This is a genomic window from Yoonia vestfoldensis (assembly GCF_002158905.1).
In the GTDB taxonomy this organism is placed as follows: Bacteria; Pseudomonadota; Alphaproteobacteria; order Rhodobacterales; family Rhodobacteraceae; genus Yoonia; species Yoonia vestfoldensis_B.
Window position 1 is genome coordinate 1033252 of the sequence record NZ_CP021431.1, and the last position, 18999, is coordinate 1052250.

General features: G+C 63.0%; 18 protein-coding genes. 10 read left to right on the plus strand and 8 right to left on the minus strand.

Annotation, left to right across the window (positions count from 1 at the left end; genetic code table 11):
* Positions 1-82: 82 nt before the first annotated feature.
* The 5 genes from LOKVESSMR4R_RS05095 to glmM all read left to right on the plus strand — a co-directional run bounded on the left by LOKVESSMR4R_RS05095 (position 83) and on the right by glmM (position 6838).
* Positions 83-2623 carry a putative PEP-binding protein gene (locus LOKVESSMR4R_RS05095; protein WP_204248725.1) on the plus strand — a complete coding sequence of 847 codons (2541 nt, stop codon included), beginning with the start codon at positions 83-85 and terminating at the stop codon, positions 2621-2623.
* A 183-nt stretch (positions 2624-2806) separates the two neighbouring features.
* Entirely contained in the window at positions 2807-3475 is a 669-nt protein-coding gene (locus tag LOKVESSMR4R_RS05100) for a cell wall hydrolase (protein ID WP_087206593.1), read from the plus strand.
* A 98-nt stretch (positions 3476-3573) separates the two neighbouring features.
* A complete protein-coding gene (locus LOKVESSMR4R_RS05105; RefSeq protein WP_087206594.1) occupies positions 3574-4494 on the plus strand; it encodes a dihydroneopterin aldolase in 921 nt (306 codons plus the stop codon).
* A complete protein-coding gene (gene folP, locus LOKVESSMR4R_RS05110) occupies positions 4491-5498 on the plus strand; it encodes a dihydropteroate synthase (RefSeq protein ID WP_087206595.1) in 1008 nt (335 codons plus the stop codon). Before LOKVESSMR4R_RS05105 ends, folP begins: the two co-directional genes overlap by 4 nt.
* Positions 5495-6838, plus strand: a complete 1344-nt coding sequence (gene glmM / locus LOKVESSMR4R_RS05115) for a phosphoglucosamine mutase (protein WP_087206596.1) — start codon at positions 5495-5497, stop codon at positions 6836-6838. The genes folP and glmM overlap by 4 nt, the downstream gene beginning before the upstream one ends.
* Before the next feature lie 19 nt (positions 6839-6857).
* On the opposite strand, the gene LOKVESSMR4R_RS05120 is transcribed toward glmM, so the two are convergent.
* Both LOKVESSMR4R_RS05120 and ilvC read right to left on the minus strand, forming a co-directional pair.
* Positions 6858-7781: a DMT family transporter gene (locus LOKVESSMR4R_RS05120; protein WP_087206597.1), complete on the minus strand. Its 924-nt coding sequence runs from the start codon at positions 7779-7781 to the stop codon at positions 6858-6860.
* An 88-nt stretch (positions 7782-7869) separates the two neighbouring features.
* Entirely contained in the window at positions 7870-8892 is a 1023-nt protein-coding gene (ilvC, locus tag LOKVESSMR4R_RS05125; protein WP_087206598.1) for a ketol-acid reductoisomerase, read from the minus strand.
* Positions 8893-9020: 128 nt separating this feature from the next.
* On the opposite strand from ilvC, the gene LOKVESSMR4R_RS05130 reads away from it, so the two are divergent.
* The 3 genes from LOKVESSMR4R_RS05130 to LOKVESSMR4R_RS05140 all read left to right on the plus strand — a co-directional run bounded on the left by LOKVESSMR4R_RS05130 (position 9021) and on the right by LOKVESSMR4R_RS05140 (position 11162).
* Positions 9021-9476, plus strand: a complete 456-nt coding sequence (locus LOKVESSMR4R_RS05130) for an Lrp/AsnC family transcriptional regulator (RefSeq protein WP_087206599.1) — start codon at positions 9021-9023, stop codon at positions 9474-9476.
* Positions 9473-9925: an Lrp/AsnC family transcriptional regulator gene (locus LOKVESSMR4R_RS05135; RefSeq protein ID WP_087206600.1), complete on the plus strand. Its 453-nt coding sequence runs from the start codon at positions 9473-9475 to the stop codon at positions 9923-9925. Before LOKVESSMR4R_RS05130 ends, LOKVESSMR4R_RS05135 begins: the two co-directional genes overlap by 4 nt.
* 109 nt (positions 9926-10034) lie before the next feature.
* Positions 10035-11162: an aminotransferase class V-fold PLP-dependent enzyme gene (locus LOKVESSMR4R_RS05140; protein ID WP_087206601.1), complete on the plus strand. Its 1128-nt coding sequence runs from the start codon at positions 10035-10037 to the stop codon at positions 11160-11162.
* Here LOKVESSMR4R_RS05140 and LOKVESSMR4R_RS05145 read toward each other — a convergent pair.
* Both LOKVESSMR4R_RS05145 and LOKVESSMR4R_RS05150 read right to left on the minus strand, forming a co-directional pair.
* A complete protein-coding gene (locus tag LOKVESSMR4R_RS05145) occupies positions 11159-12349 on the minus strand; it encodes a UbiH/UbiF family hydroxylase (RefSeq protein ID WP_087206602.1) in 1191 nt (396 codons plus the stop codon). The two genes, LOKVESSMR4R_RS05140 and LOKVESSMR4R_RS05145, sit on opposite strands and share 4 nt — an antisense overlap.
* Before the next feature lie 38 nt (positions 12350-12387).
* Positions 12388-13035 carry a pyrimidine 5'-nucleotidase gene (locus LOKVESSMR4R_RS05150; RefSeq protein WP_087206603.1) on the minus strand — a complete coding sequence of 216 codons (648 nt, stop codon included), beginning with the start codon at positions 13033-13035 and terminating at the stop codon, positions 12388-12390.
* A 100-nt stretch (positions 13036-13135) separates the two neighbouring features.
* On the opposite strand from LOKVESSMR4R_RS05150, the gene LOKVESSMR4R_RS05155 reads away from it, so the two are divergent.
* A complete protein-coding gene (locus LOKVESSMR4R_RS05155) occupies positions 13136-13789 on the plus strand; it encodes a GntR family transcriptional regulator (RefSeq protein ID WP_087212651.1) in 654 nt (217 codons plus the stop codon).
* Here the strand turns inward: LOKVESSMR4R_RS05155 and LOKVESSMR4R_RS05160 are convergent.
* Together LOKVESSMR4R_RS05160 and carA are read right to left on the minus strand one after the other, a co-directional pair.
* A complete protein-coding gene (locus LOKVESSMR4R_RS05160) occupies positions 13743-15644 on the minus strand; it encodes a glycosyltransferase (protein WP_087206604.1) in 1902 nt (633 codons plus the stop codon). The genes LOKVESSMR4R_RS05155 and LOKVESSMR4R_RS05160 overlap by 47 nt on opposite strands.
* 64 nt (positions 15645-15708) lie before the next feature.
* Complete coding sequence (gene carA, locus LOKVESSMR4R_RS05165; RefSeq protein WP_087206605.1) at positions 15709-16857, minus strand: glutamine-hydrolyzing carbamoyl-phosphate synthase small subunit; 1149 nt, start codon at positions 16855-16857, stop codon at positions 15709-15711.
* A 171-nt stretch (positions 16858-17028) separates the two neighbouring features.
* Between carA and LOKVESSMR4R_RS05170 the strand changes: the two genes are divergently transcribed.
* The gene (locus LOKVESSMR4R_RS05170; protein ID WP_087206606.1) at positions 17029-17490 is read left to right on the plus strand and encodes a GatB/YqeY domain-containing protein; all 462 of its coding nucleotides are present in this window, start codon (positions 17029-17031) and stop codon (positions 17488-17490) included.
* Positions 17491-17553: 63 nt separating this feature from the next.
* On the opposite strand, the gene LOKVESSMR4R_RS05175 is transcribed toward LOKVESSMR4R_RS05170, so the two are convergent.
* Both LOKVESSMR4R_RS05175 and LOKVESSMR4R_RS05180 read right to left on the minus strand, forming a co-directional pair.
* Entirely contained in the window at positions 17554-18054 is a 501-nt protein-coding gene (locus LOKVESSMR4R_RS05175) for a DUF2244 domain-containing protein (RefSeq protein WP_087206607.1), read from the minus strand.
* Between the two features lie 36 nt (positions 18055-18090).
* Positions 18091-18957: a glycosyltransferase family 25 protein gene (locus LOKVESSMR4R_RS05180; protein WP_087206608.1), complete on the minus strand. Its 867-nt coding sequence runs from the start codon at positions 18955-18957 to the stop codon at positions 18091-18093.
* Positions 18958-18999 lie beyond the last annotated feature (42 nt).

The following is an 18999-nucleotide window of genomic DNA, read 5'->3' on the forward strand; positions in this document are numbered from 1 at the left end:
ACTGTCAACTTTGCTTTACGGGCGGGCTTTTCCTGCTCTATGCTGCACCTACGCAAGGAGCTATGCCGCAGTGCAGCAACAGATGATGTCCCCGCTGGTGACCCAGATCACGCCCGATGCGCGCATGTCCGCGGCGGTGCATGGTGACCGTGCGAAATGCCTGCAACGGCTGATCCGGCTGGATATGCCGGTGCCTGTGACGGTGGCTTTGTCGTTTGATGCGGTGCGCGATGCGGCGCTGGGCAATCTGCCGGATATGGCGGCGTTGATGGCGCCTTTCGGGCCGCAGCCGCTGTTATCCGTGCGCCCGTCGAGCGAAAATGCCGATTGGGGCGGCCCATCCGCGATCTTGAATGTGGGGATGAATGACGCGCGTTTCGCCCATATGGCGCTGGCCATGGGCGAGGCGGCGGCGGCGCGGCTCTATCTGCGCTTTGTGCAATCCTATGCGGTGCATGTGGCGCGGCTGGACCCTGACGAATTCCACCTGCCCGATCAGGCCGATGCGACCAGCCTTGGCATGATGCTGGCCGCCTATGAGGCCGAAACCGACGAACCTTTCCCGCAAGACCCCGCCGTCCAATTGGCTGAGGTGTTGCGGTCCATGGCGCGCGCCTGGGATGGCACCTCTGCGCGGCTGTTGCGCCAGGCCAAGGGCGCGCCTGCCGATGCGGGGCTGGGCCTTGTGGTGCAGGCGATGGCGCTGGGGCTGGGGCAGGGCGAATGTGGCACCGGCATCGTGCAATTTGTCGATAGCACGACCGGCGCGCCCCGGATCACCGGCCGCTATGTCGCGCAGAACCTGCCGCAGATGGACAAGACCGATGCCGAAGGCGCGCTCTATCTGACCCGCGATCCGCGCGGCGCGTCTTTGCAGGACCGCTGCCCAGAGACTTTCGCGCAGCTGCTGGAATGTGGCGCGCTGTGCCGCCAGCATCTGCGCGAGGAAATGCAGGTCAAATTCACCATCGATGCGGGCAAGCTGTTCATTCTGGATGCCGTGCGGGTGCAGCGGTCCTCGCGGGCCTCGGTGCGGATTGCCGTGGCTTTGGCCGAGGATGGCGTGATCACGCGGCAAGATGCCGTGCTGCGCGTCGAACCTGTGGCCTTGTCCGAATTGCTGCACCGCCAGGTTGACCCCAATGCGCCGCGCGATGTGCTGGTGCGCGGGATCGCCGCCAGCCCGGGGGCCGCATCGGGCCGCATCGTGCTGACCGCGAATGAAGCACAGGCCAGTGCCGCGCGCGGCGAGCCTTGCGTGCTGGTCCGCCGCGAAACCACGCCCGAGGATATCCGCGGCATGCATGCGGCATCGGCCGTGCTGACGATGCGGGGCGGCATCACCAGCCATGCCGCCGTGATCGGCCGCGGGCTTGGCGTGCCTTGTGTCGTGGGGGCGTCCGACCTGCTGATCGACCGCAAATCGGGCCGCGTCATGGCCCCTGACGGGCGCAGCTTTGCCGCCGGTGACATGATCACCGTTGATGGGACCACGGGGCAGGTGCTGGCCGGTGCGCCGCCGATGCTAGAGGCATCGCTGGACGGCGCGTTCCAGACCTTGCTGGAATGGGCCGATATGTTCCGCGATATCGGCGTGCGCGCCAATGCCGACACCCCTGCCGATGCCCAGACCGCGCGCAATTTCGCCGCTGAAGGGATCGGGCTGTGCCGCACTGAACATATGTTCTTTGAAGGCGACCGGCTGGGTGTCATGCGCGAGATGATCTTTGCCGAAAGCAGCGATGACCGCCGCGCCGTGCTGGACCGTTTGTTGCCGATGCAGCGCGCCGATTTTGCCGAATTGTTCAGCATCATGGAAGGCCGCAGCGTCTGCGTGCGCCTGTTCGACCCGCCGCTGCATGAATTCCTGCCCTCTGACAAACCCGGCATGCGCGATCTGGCCGAACAGCTGGCGCTGCCCTTGCCCGAGGTGACCGAACGTGTCGCGGCGCTGAGCGAATATAACCCGATGCTGGGGATGCGCGGTGTGCGCTTGGGAATCGCCATCCCCGAGATTTACGACATGCAGGCGCAGGCGATCTTCGAGGCGATGGTCGCCGTCGGTGCCAAGGGTATCGCGCCTGCCGTCGATATCATGATCCCGCTGGTGTCCGCCATGCGCGAGGTCGAGCTGATGAAATCGCGGATCGAACGTGTTGCAACAAAGGTCGCAGGGCCAGCGCGTGCCACGCTGAATTACCGGCTGGGCGTGATGGTCGAAACCCCGCGCGCGGCACTGCGCGCGCAGGACATTGCCGTTCATGCCGCGTTTTTGTCTTTTGGCACCAATGACCTGACCCAGATGACCTATGGTCTGTCGCGCGATGATGCGGGGCGGTTCATGTCCACCTATGTCCAGCAGGGTGTCTATGCCGAAGACCCGTTCCACACGCTTGACATCGAAGGTGTGGGCGAATTGGTGGCGATGGGCGCCGAACGCGGGCGGCGTTGTCGGCCCGATGTCGTGCTGTCGATTTGCGGCGAACATGGCGGCAGCCGCAGCGCCATCGCCTTTTGCCGCGATCATAAATTCGACTATGTCTCTTGCTCGCCTTTCCGGGTGCCGGGGGCGCGGTTGATGGCCGCACAGCTGGCTTTGACAGATCAGATCATCAAACCGTGATACACTATATCTAGTGGGCCATCTTGCGCTGCGGGCATGATGTGGTGCGATTTTATCATATTTTCACATGATTTCGGCGTTGTTCCGCCCTGCGGCCTACTAGGGGTAGACCTGGGGGGCGGATTGCCCTAAGCACCGCCCTGCCTCCGCGGGGCTTTCCGCGTGGTTGCTTTGGTACAAAGAATGACGCCTTTAAAGAAAATCGCGGCTGCCATGCTGGTAGCCCCACTTGTCCTTGGTGGCATGTCCGCTGGTGCGGATACCGAAATGGCCAGCCGTCTGGCCAGCGTTCTGGGGGAAGAGCGGTCAGCGGTTTCCGTGGTGTCCGATGCGCGTATGGCGCAATTGACCAGCCTGCCACCCGCCCGCGAACGCGGCATTCCGACAGCACCTGTCGTGATCTATGACAATGATTTTCTTGATGGCCTGCCCGCCGCCTCGGGTGATGCGCAATGGCAATGCCTGGCCGAGGCGCTGTATTTCGAGGCGCGTGGCGAATCGGTGCAGGGCCAGTTCGCCGTGGGCGAGGTGATCTTGAACCGCGTCGCAAGTGCCGCCTATCCGCAATCGCTCTGCGGTGTGGTCAAGCAAGGCACCGGGCGCAAATATGCCTGCCAGTTCAGCTATAATTGCGATGGCACGCCCAATGTGATCAATGAACCACAGGCTTGGGACCGGGCGGGCAAGATTGCCGCGCTGCTGCTGGATGGCACGCCCAGTGATCTGACCTCTGGGGCCACGCATTTCCATACCAATGCCGTCAACCCGTCCTGGTCGCGCAGTTTCATGCGCACAACGACGATCGGCGCGCATCTTTTCTACCGCGAGCCTGTGCGCACCGCCGCGAATTAAGGTCGCAACCGGTGGCCGCGCTGTCGCGGCTGTCCTTGTCCTGCGGGCGGGGGCGCGGTATCGCTGGCGGTAACGCCGCCAGTTGACTGGACGACCTGATGACCGATGACATCCGCCTTGCCTTTGCCCATCCCAGCGAAAGGGCCGAGGCAAGCACCACCACCCCCTGCGACCGGATTTCCCTGCGCGATTATATCGTCAGCGTGGAAATCGGGGCGTTTCAGCAGGAACGCGGCACATTGCAGCGGGTGCGCTTTAACGTCGTGGTCGAGGTGCCGCGCCTGTCTGGCCCGATTGATGATGATGTGGACCGCATCCTGTCTTATGACCGCGTGACCGAGGCGATTGGCCTCGAACTCGAAGCCGAAAGGCTGAACCTGCTGGAAACACTGGCCGCGCGTGTGGCCGACCGCATCTTGCTGGAACCACAGGCGCAGCGCGTCTTTGTGCGTATCGAAAAGCTGGACCGTGGCCCCTTTGCGCTGGGGGTCGAGATCGTGCGCGCCCGCGATGGTCACGCCCCCAGCGGGCAGGCCCATATCCCCGTGCCGCATCCGCGCGTCGTGTTTTTGTCGAATGCGGCCATCGCCTCGCCGCTGCTGGGGGGCTGGATCGACCAGCTGGCCGCGATGCCGGCCCCTGTGATCATCTGCGTGGGCGCTGGCGAAACCCGCGCGCCGCAGGTGCCAAACACGCTGGCCCAACGCCGGATCGACCTTTTGGCGATTGAACAGAACGCCTGGCGGCTGGCCGTGCGCGATGCGCGCTGCGTCGTGGTGCAAACCCGCACTGAACTCGACTGGGCGATGAAGAACGGCCAGGTCAGCGTCTGGGCCCCGTCCAAGATCGTGCTGGATGCGGTTGACGGGCCATCCGCCAGCCCGGCCGATGCCGCAGCGCTTGTGGCATGGTTCGCAGGCCAGATGCAGGCGGCCGAGCTGGTCTTTGTCGGCCATGCCGCCCCTGTCACCGATATTGCCCTGCGTGTGCTGCCGGTCGATCAGGCGGTTCTGGCATGACGCTTTACTACCGGCCCCTTGTCACGGCGGACCCGGCCGGCGATGCGCTGCCGCTGGCGGGGGGGGCGTGCCTGTTTCGCGATGTGGCAGTGCTCGAACGCGGGCAAAGGGCGCGCATCATCGCTGCGGGCGATGTGCCACCGCCGATCCTTGCGCGCCTGACCGCGCCGCGCGCGCCCGTTGCAGGGCTGGCGATGGACCGGCCGCGGATCATGGGTATTCTCAATGTGACACCCGACAGTTTCTCGGACGGGGGCGATCACGCCGATCTGGCCAGTGCGACGCTGCGCGCCCGCGCGATGCAGGCCGAGGGGGCCGAGATCATCGACATCGGCGGCGAAAGCACGCGGCCGGGTTCCGTGACCGTGCCCAATGCCGCGGAAATCGACCGCACCGCCCCGGTGATCGCCGCGATCAGGGGGCAGTCCGAGGTTGCGATCTCTATCGACACGCGCAAGGCCGATGTGGCCAAGGCCGCCATCGTGGCGGGGGCCAGCATGGTCAATGATGTCGCGGCCTTCAGCTATGATCCCGCCTTGGCGCAGGTCACGGCGGATGCGGGGCTGCCCGTCTGCCTGATGCATGCGCAGGGCGATCCCGCGACCATGCAGAACGATCCGCGCTATGATGATGTGCTGCTGGATGTCTATGACTTTCTGGCCGCCCGCATCGCACAGGCCGAGGCGGCAGGTATCGCACGCGACGCCATCGTGATCGACCCCGGCATCGGCTTTGGCAAGACGCAGGATCACAACCTGACCCTGCTGCGCAACCTGTCGCTGTTTCACAGCCTTGGCTGCCCGATCCTGCTGGGGGCCTCGCGCAAGCGGTTCATCGGCACGATTGGCGGCGGGCAGGATGCCAAGGACCGCGTGGCGGGGTCTGTTGCGGTGGCTTTGCACGGCCTATCGCAGGGGGTGCAGATCCTGCGGGTGCATGATACCTTCGCCACAAAACAGGCGCTGGCACTCTGGTCGGCGATCAACGGGACAGACAGCAGATGACACGCAAGTTCTTTGGCACCGATGGGGTGCGCGGCACGGCGAATATATATCCGATGACCGCCGATATGGCGCTGCGGATCGGGGCGGCAGCTGGGCGCTATTTCCGCAATGACGGATCAAACGGCCACCGCGTAGTGATCGGCAAGGATACGCGGCTGTCAGGCTATATGTTCGAAAACGCGCTGACGGCGGGGCTGACAAGCACGGGGATGAATGTGCTGCTTTTGGGGCCGGTGCCGACACCTGCGGTGGGGCTGCTGACCACCTCGATGCGCGCGGATCTGGGGATCATGATTTCCGCCAGCCACAACCCGCATCATGACAACGGGATCAAGTTCTTCGGCCCTGACGGGTTCAAACTATCGGATGCCGCCGAGGAACAGATCGAGGCGCTGATCGCCTCTGATGTGGACCCCGCCAAGGCCGTCAATATTGGCCGCGCCAAACGGATCGACGACGGGCGGTTCCGCTATGCCGAACGGCTCAAAGCGACCTTTCCGGCAGGCATGCGGCTGGACGGGCTCAAGGTCGTGGTGGATTGCGCCAATGGCGCCGCCTATAAGGTCGCGCCAGAGGTTTTGTGGGAACTCGGTGCCACCGTCATCAAGGTCGGCGTCGATCCTGACGGGTTCAATATCAATGACGGCTGCGGATCAACGCATCCCGAACGGGCCGCGCAGGTGATCCGCGACACGGGCGCCGATGTGGGCATCTGTCTGGATGGCGATGCGGACCGGGTGATGATTTTGGATGAAACCGGCGCTGTCGCAGATGGCGATCAGATCATGGCGCTGATGGCCGCGCGCTGGGCGGCGCAGGGGCGGTTGCAGCGCAACACGCTGGTCGCGACGGTCATGTCCAATCTGGGGCTGGAAAGGTTCCTTGATGCCAAGGGTCTGTATCTGAAACGCACCGCCGTCGGTGACCGCTATGTGGTCGAGGCGATGCGCGCAGGCGGGTTCAATTTGGGTGGCGAACAATCGGGCCATATCGTGATGACCGATTACGCCACCACCGGCGATGGTCTGCTGGCGGGGCTGCAATTTCTGGCCGCGATGATCGACACGGGGCAAAAGGCCAGCAAGCTTGCGCGCAATTTCGACACAGTGCCGCAGATGCTGAAAAACGTCCGTTTCACCGCAGGCACCGATCCGCTCGCGGCCAAAGGCGTTGCCGCCTCCATCGCGGATGCAGAGGTAAAACTGCACGGCAAAGGCCGGCTTTTGATCCGCAAATCCGGCACCGAACCGCTGATCCGTGTCATGGCCGAATGCGAAGATGATACGCTTCTCGCACAGGTCGTCGACCAGATCATAGCCGAGGTCGCGGCGGCATCCTGATCTTGCCCATCTTCCGAGCCTAAGTATCCCCGCCGGAGGCTCTTGCAGCGGCGAACAGCCGCTTCAGCCCGGCCCATTGGCTGATCGCAAGGCCCAGCAGGATCAGGGCGAGGGCGGCAAAGAACCGCAAAGGCAGCAGCTCTTGCAACACCAGCACGCCAAAAAGCATCGACCAGACCGGGACCTGGTAATTGACCAGCGTCATGAACACCGCCCCCGCGCTGCGGATCGTGGCCACGCGCAATAAGGCCGCGAGCGCCGTGGGCACCACGCCCAGAAAGATGATCGCCAGCATCGGGCGCGGCGCGGCAGGGCCGGGGATACCTTCGACGATCAGCATCGCGGGGATCAGCGCGGCAGCGCCAATGCCCAGCAGCAGGGCGGTCATGGTGATCGGGTCGATGGGCGGGCAGCGGCGGGTCAGGATACTGGACACCGCATAGGACAGGGCGGCGGCAAGGCAGGCCAATTGCCCCAAAGGTTCCCATCCGGTCCCGATCCGCAACACGCCGGGGCCGATCAGAACGACCGCGCCGCAAAAGCCGATCACCACCCCCAGCGCGCTGCGCAGATGCAGCTTTTCATCCGAAAACAGATGCGCCAGCGGCAGCACGAACAAGGGCAGCGCCGCCATGGAAATCCCCGCAAAGGCCGAAGGCACATATTGCTGCCCCCAGCTGAGCAAGGCAAAAGGCACCGCGGTGTTGAAAAGGCCGATCGCCAGCAGATAGGCCCGCATCTGCGGGGTGAAGGCCGGCAAGGGGCGGCGCAGCACCACCATCAACGCCAGCATCGCGCCAGCCCCCAGCGTGGTGCGCGCGCAGGCCACGGTCAACGGGCCATAGCCTTCGAGCGCGATGGCCACGACCATGAAAGTGGCCCCCCAGATCACCCCGAGCAGGCCAATGGAGATCCAGTTCAAAGGCGTGGGCTGTTGCGGCATCAGGGCTGTCCAAAGGGTAAAAAGGCCCGGATCATCTCCGGGCCTTGCAGGAATAGGGTGGGTCTTGACCCACCTTACGCCATCGATCTTAGTTCTTGGCCTTGTCGACCATCCGGCCTGCGGAAATCCAGGGCATCATCGCGCGGAGTTTCTCGCCGACCTTTTCGATCTCATGTTCGTCGTTGATCCGGCGGGTGGCCTTGAAATAGGGCTGGCCCACGGCGTTTTCCTGCATGAAATCACGCACGAATTTACCGGTCTGGATATCGGTCAGCACGTCTTTCATGCGCTTCTTGGTTTCCTCGTAGGGCAGGATGCGCGGACCCGAGACATATTCACCATATTCGGCAGTGTTCGAGATTGAATAGTTCATGTTGGCGATACCGCCTTCATAGATCAGATCGACGATCAGCTTGACCTCGTGCAGACATTCGAAATAGGCCATTTCGGGCTCGTAACCGGCCTCGACCAAAGTCTCGAAACCCATGCGGATCAATTCGACCAGACCACCGCAAAGCACGGCCTGTTCACCGAAGAGATCGGTTTCACATTCCTGACGGAAGTTGGCTTCGATGATGCCGGACCGCCCGCCACCGATGGCGGAACAATAGGACAGGCCGATTTCCATCGCCTTGCCGGTTGCGTCGTTGTGGACCGCCACAAGGCAAGGCACGCCGCCGCCTTTGGTATATTCGCCGCGCACCGTATGGCCGGGGCCTTTGGGGGCCATCATGATGACGTCGACGCCGGGCTTGGGCTCGATCAGGCCGAAATGTACGTTCAGACCATGGGCGAAAGCGATGGCAGAGCCTTCGCGCAGATTGTCATGGACGTATTTCTTATAGGTCTCGGCCTGCAATTCGTCGGGCATGGTGAACATGATGACATCGCACCAGGCGGCCGCCTCGGCGATGCCCATGACCTTCAGGCCTTCGCCCTTCGCCTTGGCTTCCGACGGCGAGCCTTCGCGCAGCGCCACGACGAGGTTTTTGGCCCCGGAATCGCGCAGGTTCAGCGCATGGGCATGGCCTTGAGAGCCGTAGCCCAGAATGGCGACTTTCTTGTCCTTGATCAGGTTCACATCGCAATCACGGTCGTAATAAACGCGCATTTTTTCAGTCCTTTGTTGAATCTGTGGCGTTTATAGCGCCGCCACAGCGTGATGCGAGTGTTGTTCTTTGAGTATTTTTGGAAAAAAGAAGATTGTTATGCGTCAATCATCTGATTATAGCGTTTTTCATGTTAGATGATCTTGATCGCCGTGTGCTGCGCCTGTTGCAGGCTGATCCGGGCCGGGGTGTGCCTGATCTGGCCGAGGCTGCGGGCAGCACGCCTGCGCGGGTGGCGCGGCGTCTGGATATGCTGCGCGAGGCGGGGGTGATCACCGGCAGCCGGATCCTGATCGACTGGCGTGCGCTGGGCTATGCGGTTGCGGTCAGTCTGCGCATCACGCTGGATAAAACCCAATCGCGCGCCTTTGACGATTTTCTGGCCGCCGCCCGGCGCGTGCCCGAGGTGATCGAGATCCAGACCTTTCTGGGCCGTGTCGATGTCCGCCTGTCGCTGATCGCGCGGGATCTGGCGGATTATCAGCGGATCTATCGCGCACAGGTGCTTGAATTGCCCCATATCGCGGATATCGAGGCCTTGATGACCGTCGCCACCGTCAAGGGCGATGAAAGCCTGCCGCTATGACATTGGATGATCTGGACCGCATGATCCTGCGCGCGCTGGTGGCCAATGCCGATCAATCCACCACGCAGCTTGCAGCCAAGCTGGGGCTGAGCCAGCCTGCCACATGGCGTCGCATCAAGCGCTTGCAAGAGGCCGGGGTGATCGCGGGCCGTCGGTTGCAGCTGGATGCCGCCAAGGCCGGGTTCGGCGTCACGGTGTTTCTGGGGGTCAAGCTCGCCACCAAGGGCCGCGTCAGTCTGGAGGATTTCGAACGCGCCGTGGGGGCCATCCCCGAGGTGCAGACGGTCGATCATGTGCTGGGGCTTTATGATTACCGCCTGCGCGTGGTCGCCCGCGATCTGGCGGATTTCGAACGCGTGCTGCGCCGCCGCCTGATGACCCTGCCCGGTGTCGGCAATGTCGAGGCCAATGTGCTGTTATCCGAAGAGCGGCGTCCGGGACCGCTCTGACGCGGATCGGAAACACAAGGCGGCTGAATTGGCCGATCTTGGCCCAGATAGACTTTGATTTTGCCGGACCTGCGCCTTAGCTGTGGTGCAACAAAAGAGGAGGGCGATCATGGATGGTGCAGCGCGGAATGTGGACCCTGACGGGTTGATGGAATTTTCGGTCGTGTTCACCGATCGGTCCCTGAACCATATGTCCAAGGCGTTCCAGGGCGTGATGACCGATATTTCGGCCATGCTGAAAGAGGTCTATGCCGCTGATCACATCGCCATCGTGCCGGGCGGCGGCACCTATGGCATGGAGGCCGTGGCGCGCCAGTTCGGCAGTGGCGCCCATGCGTTTGTGCTGCGCAACGGCTGGTTTTCCTATCGCTGGTCGCAAATCTTCGATGCGGGCCAGTTTACCGCCCAGACCACGGTGATGAAGGCGCGGCAGGCCGGTAACGACAGCCGCGCGCCTTTTGCGCCTGCGCCGATTGACGAAGTGGTCGCGGCAATCCGTGCGGCGCGCCCCGATGTCGTCTTTGCGCCGCATGTGGAAACCTCGGCGGGCATCATCCTGCCCGATGATTACCTGACGGCCCTTGCTGATGTGGCGCATGAGGTGGGGGCGATCATGGTGCTGGATTGCATCGCCTCTGGCTGTGTCTGGGTCGATATGAAGGCGACCGGTGTTGATGTGCTGATTTCCGCGCCGCAAAAGGGCTGGTCATCCACCCCGTCGGCGGGCCTTGTGATGCTGTCTCAGCGCGCGGCGGAAAGGATGGCGGGGACCACGTCCAATTCCTTTGTCGTTGATCTGAAGAAATGGCATGCGATCATGCAGGCCTATGAAAACGGCGGTCATGCCTATCATGCGACCATGCCCACCGACGGGCTGCGGGCCTTTCGTGATACGATGCTGGAAACCAGGCAGTACGGGTTCGACAGGCTGAAGGCCGCGCAATGGGAATTGGGCAATGCCGTGCGCCGCGTTCTGGCGGACAAGGGGCTGCGGTCGGTTGCGGCAGATGGCTTTGGCGCGCCCGGTGTCGTCGTCAGCTATACCGATGATCCGGCCATCCAGAACGGGTCGAAATTCATGGCCGAAGGCATGCAGATCGCCGCAGGTGTGCCGCTGCAATGTGACGAGCCTGCGGATTTCCGCACCTTCCGGCTGGGGTTGTTCGGGTTGGACAAACTTTACGACGTGCAAGGCACGCTCGCGCGGCTGGTGCCGGTGCTGGACCGCGTACTCTAGCGCGCGCCCAGACCCAGTTGCATCAGCGTGCGCCGGACCGGCGTGATCCCGTAAAGTGCGGCGATCCCGCGTGCGCGCAAATCCTGCGCCATGCTGTTGCCCAGCATGGACGCCTTGTTCAGCGCGTCGATACCCGCGACCCGCAGCTTGATATCGGGGTGCCGCTGGCGGGCGTAGCTGTCCAGCATCGCGGGGCTGCCAAGGCTGGCGGGATCGGCTGTGGCAAGGTCCAACAGGCAGGCCAGATCGCGCAGCGACATGTTCAGCCCCTGCGCGCCGATAGGCGGCATCACATGGGCGGCCTCGGCGACCAGTGCTGTGCGCGGGCCGGTGATCTGGTCGGCTGTCTGGGATATGATCGGCCAGACCATGCGTTTTGACGCGAGCTTTAGCGGGCCGTAATGCAGGGCGGACCGGTCATTCGCCTCGGCCTCGAAATCTGCGGCATCCAGTGCTGCGCGGCGCAGGCATTCCGCGCCATGATCCATCCAGACCACGGCAGAGCAGGGCAGGCCCGTATGATCGGGCAGCGGGACAAGCGTGAACGGCCCGCCCGCGCGGTGAATCTCGGTCGAGATATTGTCATGCGGCGCGTCATGGGTGACGGCAAAGGTCACGGCCTTTTGCCCGTAACGCGTGGTGCTGGCACTGATCCCCAAGGCGCGGCGCACGGCGGAATTGCGCCCGTCCGCCCCGATCACCAGCGCGGCTGCGACCTGCGTGCCGTCGGTCAGATTGACCAAGGCCGCGTTCAGGCGCGGCACCATGCCTGCGAATCCTGTACCCGGGCGGAAATCGACATTTGGCAGGTCTTTCAGCCGCGCGACAATCTCGCGCCGGAGCAGCCAATTTGGCAGGTTCCAGCCAAAGGGCTGGTCGGAAATGTCGCTGGCGTCGAAATCGCGCATGACATGGGGGCTGGCTGCGGCATCGACGATGCGCATGATCTGCAAGGGGGTCGCGTGATCCGCCAGATGCGACCAGACGCCCGCCGTCTCCAGAAACGCCTGCGCGGGTTGCAGGAACGCGGTGGTGCGCAGATCGGCGCCGTCGCTGTCGGCATCGGTGACGGGCGGGGCGGGATCGACGATCACCACCGAAAAACCGGCCGTGCCAAAGGCGGCAGCGGCGACAAGCCCCGCGACACCGCCGCCTGCGATCACAATATCAGCGTTTTTGCGTTCCATGTGCAGGACATAGTCCGCCGATGCGGGCTTGAGAAGGATCAGCGCGCAAGCTGCGACAAGAAAGCCGCAAGGTCCGGCGCGCCATGGTGGATATGCGGCGCGGTTTCGGGCGATTCGTGGACATGCACGGTGCACATCCCCACATCATGCGGCACGGCCAGATTACGGGCCTCATCCTCGAACATCGCGGCCTTGGTGGGGGTAATCCCATCACGGGTAAAGATCGCAGCAAAAGCCTCGGCGCTGGGTTTGGGGCGGTAATTGGCGTGTTCAACCCCGTAGACCGCATCGAAATGCCGCGTTAGCCCGCGCGCGGCCAGCACCCGCTTGGCATGGTTTTCCGACCCGTTGGTATAGACGATCTTGCGCCCTTGCAGGCCTGCGATGGCCGCCGACAATGCCGGATCATGGGTCAGATGCGCGATATCGATATCATGCACATCGGCCAGAAATTCGTCGGGGTCGATGTGATGTTCCGCCATCAGCCCGGCCAAAGTGGACCCGTGGCTAAGCCAATAGTCATGCGCCAGCCGCAGCGCGCGGGTCTGGTCCAGCCCGGTGATCCGCATCACATAGGCCGCAAAACGCACATCCATCTGCGCGAACAACCCCGCCGACGGGTGATAAAGCGTGTTGTCGAGGTCAAAGACCCATGTATCGACATGTGCGAAATGCTGCGCCACCATGCGCCTTGGGTAATCTGTGGCGCAGGGCGCTGCAACCGCTTTGACTTGCCTGCGATGGCCCTTGCGGCGTAAGGTCATGGGGTTAACGACAGGCTATGTGATGCAAGACCCCCGCCAATCCCAGAAAGACGCTTATGCCTTGATATTAGAGGCAATCGACAGCCACCTTTATAAACCGGGTGACCGGCTGGTCGAAAGCGAGCTTGCCGAACGGTTCGGCGTGTCGCGCACCCCGATCCGCGAGGCCTTGCAGCGGCTGGAAACGCAATCCTTGCTGACCCGTGACGGCCGGTCGCTGATCGTGGCCTCGCTGGATCATTCGCAATTGTCGGAACTTTACGTCGTGCGCGGCGAGTTGGAAGGGCTGGCCGCCCGTCTGGCCGCGCGCCATGCCGCCCCCGAAGAGGTCAGGGTGCTGCAAGATATGTTGGAGGCTGACAAACGGCTGATCAATGATCCATCTGCGCTAAGCCGGGCAAACCGGCGGTTTCACAAGCAGATCCATCTGGCGTCGCATAACCGCTATCTGGTGCAGCAGCTGGATCTTGTGCATCGCTCGATGGCGCTGCTGGCCACGACCTCGCTGGCGGCTGAAGGGCGCGGGGCGCAGACCTTGCAGGAACATGCCGATATCGTGGCCGCGATTGCGGCAGGGGATGGTGATGCCGCCTATAAGGCGCTGCGCGATCACATCTCTGCCGCTTTTGTCACCCGGTTGAAACTGGATGCCGCAAAGGTCGAGGCGGCGGAATAGCGGCGGGTTTCAGCCCGTTCAGGACCACGCCATGCGCGGTCTTGTCCCAATAAAACGGCCGTGTCGCCAGTTCCGCCAGCCCGCGGTAAGCCGCCAGCGTGCCCAGCGGAAAATAGACCGGCAGCGTCAGCGCCCAGCCCCAAAGCCGCAGGCGCCCCGCCTTGTGCAGCCCCACAAGATTAACCAGCAGGGCCAGCGCCTCGGCTGCGAAAAACGCATAGGTCATGGCCCAAAACGCCCCCGACGACAGCCAGCCGTGCAGCGGATGCGCCACCCCTAGCGGGATCAGCCAGAGCGACCAGAACAAGGGCATCAGGACAAACAGGCTGAGCGTGCCCAGAAACAGCACCTGCACCCCGATGAATTGCCACAGCCCCAGATCGCGCAGCAGCGGCACGGGGCTGCGCATGTGGACGCCATAGGTGATCGCGTAACCTTTCAGCCAGCGGGCGCGTTGCTTGACCCAAGGCCAGGCGCGGCCATTCGCCTCTTCCATGGTGACGGTCGGGATCAGTTCGGTGCTATAGCCGCGCCGCGCCAGGCGCAGGCCCAGATCGGCATCCTCGGTGACGTTATGCGCATCCCACGCGCCCAGATCCTCCAATAGCGCGCGCCGGAAAAACAATGTCGTCCCGCCCAAAGGCACGACCAGCCCCAATCGCGCCAGCCCCGGCAGCACGACACGGAACCATGCCGCATATTCGATGGTAAAACAGCGCGTCAGCCAATTGGTGCCCGCATTGTAATAATCCAGCACCCCTTGCAAACAGGCCACCTTTGGCCCGGCTGCGGCGAAATGACGGGCCACCACATGCAATTGGTCGGGGGCGGGGGCGTCCTCGGCATCCCAGACGCCGATGATGCTGCCCTGCGCGAAGGGCAAGGCGTAATTCAGCGCGCGCGGCTTGGTCTTGACCTGACCGGGGGGGACGATGATCGCCCGGATCCAGCCGGGCAGCCGGGTGCGCGCCAATGTGGCGCGGGTGGTCGCGTCATCCTCTTCCAGCACCAGGCAGATATCCAGCAAGGCGCGCGGATAGCGCAATGCGGCCAGCCGGACCAGCAGATGCGCAGCAATCGCCGTTTCGCGGTAAAGCGGGATCAGCAGGGTGATGACGGGCAGGTCCGCCTCGGCCATGGGGGGCAATGGGCGCGGACCGGGCAGCAAGCCGATCACGGCGGCGCTGGCTTTCAGCAGCGTTGTCACCACCAGCACCCCAATCGCCCAAAGTGACAGCGCGATGATCAGCGAGGATGGATCGATGATCCCCCAGCAGATGACAAGGGCCAGCAGCCCAAGGGCACCGGTCGCCGCGCGGCTGGCGTTCCAGTCCCGACAGCTTTGGGCGGCGGGAACGCAGGTTTCCGCCTCTGCCGCCATGCGCGCCGCATGCAGCGAAGCGATAGCCGCCGTCAGCTTGGCCTGGGTGGTCAGCGCCATGCAGAGATCGCCAAAGACCTGTTCCAGATCGGCCCGCGCCGCGGCGAAACGGGCCGGACAGCTGGTCAGGATGATGACCCTGCCTTGCGCGCTGCGCCGCCATGGCAGCAGGCCGCTGCGCAGCGCATTGCGCGCGCCCCAGCGGTCCAGCAGTGCCGGCTCGGGCGCGCGGCGCAGCGGGTCGATCAGCGGCGCTTCATAGGCCTTTGCCAGATGGCGGGCCAGCAGATCGGCGGGCAGGTTACAGCTGCGCAGCAGAACATCGCAAAGCGGCACATCCATCCGCAATGCCGCCGCCACAGCGCGATCTGCCTGCGGCGGGTCCAGCACCCGCTTGGACAGCAAGGACCGGATCAGCCTTGCATCCTGCACCGATAACCCGGCAATGGCGGCATCAGTGATGAAATCAAGCATGCGACACCCGCCCGTGAACAGGTCAGATATCGCGCCGCATGGTTAAGAACTGGTTAATGCGGCCTTAGCGCGCGGCGCGGGCATCCATCGCCTCTGCAAAGCGCTCGAACAGGTAATAGCTGTCCTGCGGGCCGGGGCTGGCCTCGGGGTGGTATTGCACGCTGAACACCGGACGGCCATCCAGGCGAATGCCGCAATTGGACCCGTCAAACAGCGACACATGGGTTTCAATCACGCCCGTGGGCAGGGTCTGGCTGTCCACGGTAAAGCCGTGGTTCATCGAGGTGATCTCGACCTTGCCTGTTTCGCGGTCCTTGACCGGATGGTTGGCGCCGTGATGGCCGTGGTTCATCTTGATGGTGCGCGCGCCCAAGGCCAGCGCCAGCATCTGATGGCCCAGGCAGATGCCAAAGACCGGAATATCGGTCGCCAGCACGCCCTGGATCATCGGCACGGCATAGATACCTGTGGCGGCCGGATCGCCCGGCCCATTGGACAAGAAAACGCCATCGGGGTTCAGCGCCAAGACATCTTCGGCACTGGCGCTGGCGGGCAGGACGGTGACGTCACAGCCAGCCGAGGCCAGACAGCGCAGGATATTGCGCTTGGCGCCGTAATCCACGGCGACGACCTTGTGGCGCGGCTGGGTCTGGGGCTGGTAGCCTTCGGGCCAGGCCCAACGCATCTCGTTCCAGTGATAGGATTGGGCGCAGGTCACGTCACGGGCCAGATCGCGGCCTTCCAGCCCGGCAAAGGCACGGGCCTTGGCCACCAGCTGTTCCAGATCAAAGATCCCGTCGGGATTATGGGCCAAGGCGACATGCGGCGCGCCCTGCTGGCGGATCGCGCGGGTCAGGCGGCGGGTATCAACGCCGCCCATGCCGATCCTGTTGCGGCTGGCCAGCCAGCTTTTCAGCTCGCCACTGGCGCGCCAGTTCGACGCATCGGTCGGGTCCCATTTGACGACCATGCCGGCGGCAACCGGATCGGCGGTTTCATCGTCATCGGTATTGACGCCGGTATTGCCGATATGGGGAAAGGTAAAGGTGATGATCTGCCCGGCATAGGACGGGTCGGTCATGATTTCCTGATAGCCGGTCATCGCGGTGTTGAAACACAGCTCGGCCACCGTCTCGCCGGTGGCCCCAAAGCCCATGCCGTAAAAGATCGTCCCATCCGCCAGTGCAAGGCAGGCCGTCGGTTTTTGCGTCATGAGCCGATCTCCATTGATCAAATTGGTGCGGGTTTACGGGCGCGCAGCCACAGGGTCAAGGCCGGAGTGCCGCCTTGCAAACAAGGGATACCGTAGCGTCAGTCTGCTTGTCAGTGCCGGGGCAAAGGGGTAAGCTGCATATTCTTTGTCGGCAAAAGAACAGGAATTTTCATGCAGCTGCGCGACCGGATCACAACCGCATTGACCGATGCGATGAGAGCGAAAGAAGCCGACAGGCTGTCCACGCTGCGCCTGATCAACGCGGCGATCAAGGATCGCGACATCGCCATGCGCGGCACCGCCGACGAAGCGGCCGGATTATCCGATGCCGATGTGCTGGCAATCATGGGGCGGATGGTCAAACAACGCCAGGAAAGCGCGCGCGCCTATGAAGAAGGCGGCAGGCTGGAGCTCGCCGAAAAGGAACTGGCCGAGATCAAGGTGATCGAGGAATTCCTGCCGCGCCAGCTGACCGAATCCGAATCCGAATCCGCCGTCGATGCGGCCATCGCCGCCGTCGGTGCCAGCAGCATCCGCGACATGGGCAAGGTGATGGCGGAACTGAAAACCAAATACACCGGCCAGATGGATTTCGCCAAGGCTGGCCCGCTGGTCAAATCGCGGCTGGGATAGGCGCTTTCATCATCTTCCGAGCCCAAATATCCCCGCCGGAGGCATCAAGGTTTCTGCTTCCTGTCAGGATGCTTGATCGCCGCGCAAGGCCCGTTTCAGATCACCATAAAGTGCCAGCCTTTCGGACACATCCAGAAAGGCGCCGATCTCGACCTCGCGGTCGCCGCCGCGCAGGGTGATGTAATTTTCAACCGGCCCGCCCTTGGGATGCAGATGCACGCTGACCCAATAGCGGTTGGCCTGCCATTCCTGCCGGTCGCCCTTGGGGTTATAGCGCGTCAGATGCGCAGTCGTGTCATCCACGACCAATTCCTCCAGCACCTCGCCGCGCTTGTAGCTGATATTGATCGCGGTCCACAGGCCCCAGAACATCAGCGCAAAGAACGGCAATAAGGCCCAGACGATCACCGTGCCCAAAAGCGAGATCAGCGGCAGCGCCACCAGCGCCGCCGTCGCCCCCATGAACAGCACGAAATCCTTGCGCAACAGCGACCGGTAGGGCCAAAGGCTCAGCTGCCAGCCGGTCTGCATCTCGGGGTGGTCCGGGGTCCATTGATACGGCATGTCGTCTCCTTGCTGCGAGAAGTGTCGCGCAAGTGTTTACTTAGAACCATGCGTGAAACTGTCACCTGCCAAATGCGCAAAGCTGACCTGGGACATCCGACGTCTTTGCGATTTCGGTCCAATCCTGAAAAATAGCTCGGTTACTTGCCGTCTGATGCGCAAAATCTCGCGCTTGATCTTTGACCAGCCCGCGTATTTTTCCGGCGCGGACAGGCGCATTTCGCTCCGGCCATCCTCGATCATGGATAGCTCGGCCTCATCCGGCATGAAAGCGATGTCCGGCGCATTCTTCTGCTGGATACAAATGGCGGGACATAGCTGATAGATGTTCAATCTTGAAAGAACGACATAGGCCGGATCAAACATGGCTTGATCGACAGGGATCGAGAAACTCTGTGTCCGCGCCAGCAATCTGGCCGCGACATCGCGCCGGATCAGGTAGCCGCCTGTGCCATAGCTCATCGAATGAACTTTCGCCAGTGATCGTCCCCTCTGCGGGATGCTTTGCCCTTGCCCCAAGGCAAGGCGCTGCAGCGGAAGGGTTTCCAGTTTGACCAGATGCGCCTTGCGCGGGATCCATGTGGTTGATGCAAGAAACGCGGCGGAATCCTCGGCAAGAAGCATGTCATCCTCGAACACGCAGCCCCAGTCGAACGGGCTGGCCGCAATCTCTGCCCAGGCTTTCCTATGGCTCAGAAAACAGCCGATCTCGGCCTTTGCAAGATGTTGGAGGCCTGGCCGGGGGTGTGCCACGGCCTTGCTTTCCGCATCCGACAGCAAGGCACCGTCGATGGCGCTGATGCGTCTTGCCTCGATTCCGCGCGCGGCAAACATATCTTGCATAAAAGCGTTTCGGACAGTCGCCCTGTCCAGATTGATATAGACAATAAACACGTCGGGCACTCTTTAACCTTATACACCAAACGCAAAAAAGCCCCCGCATGG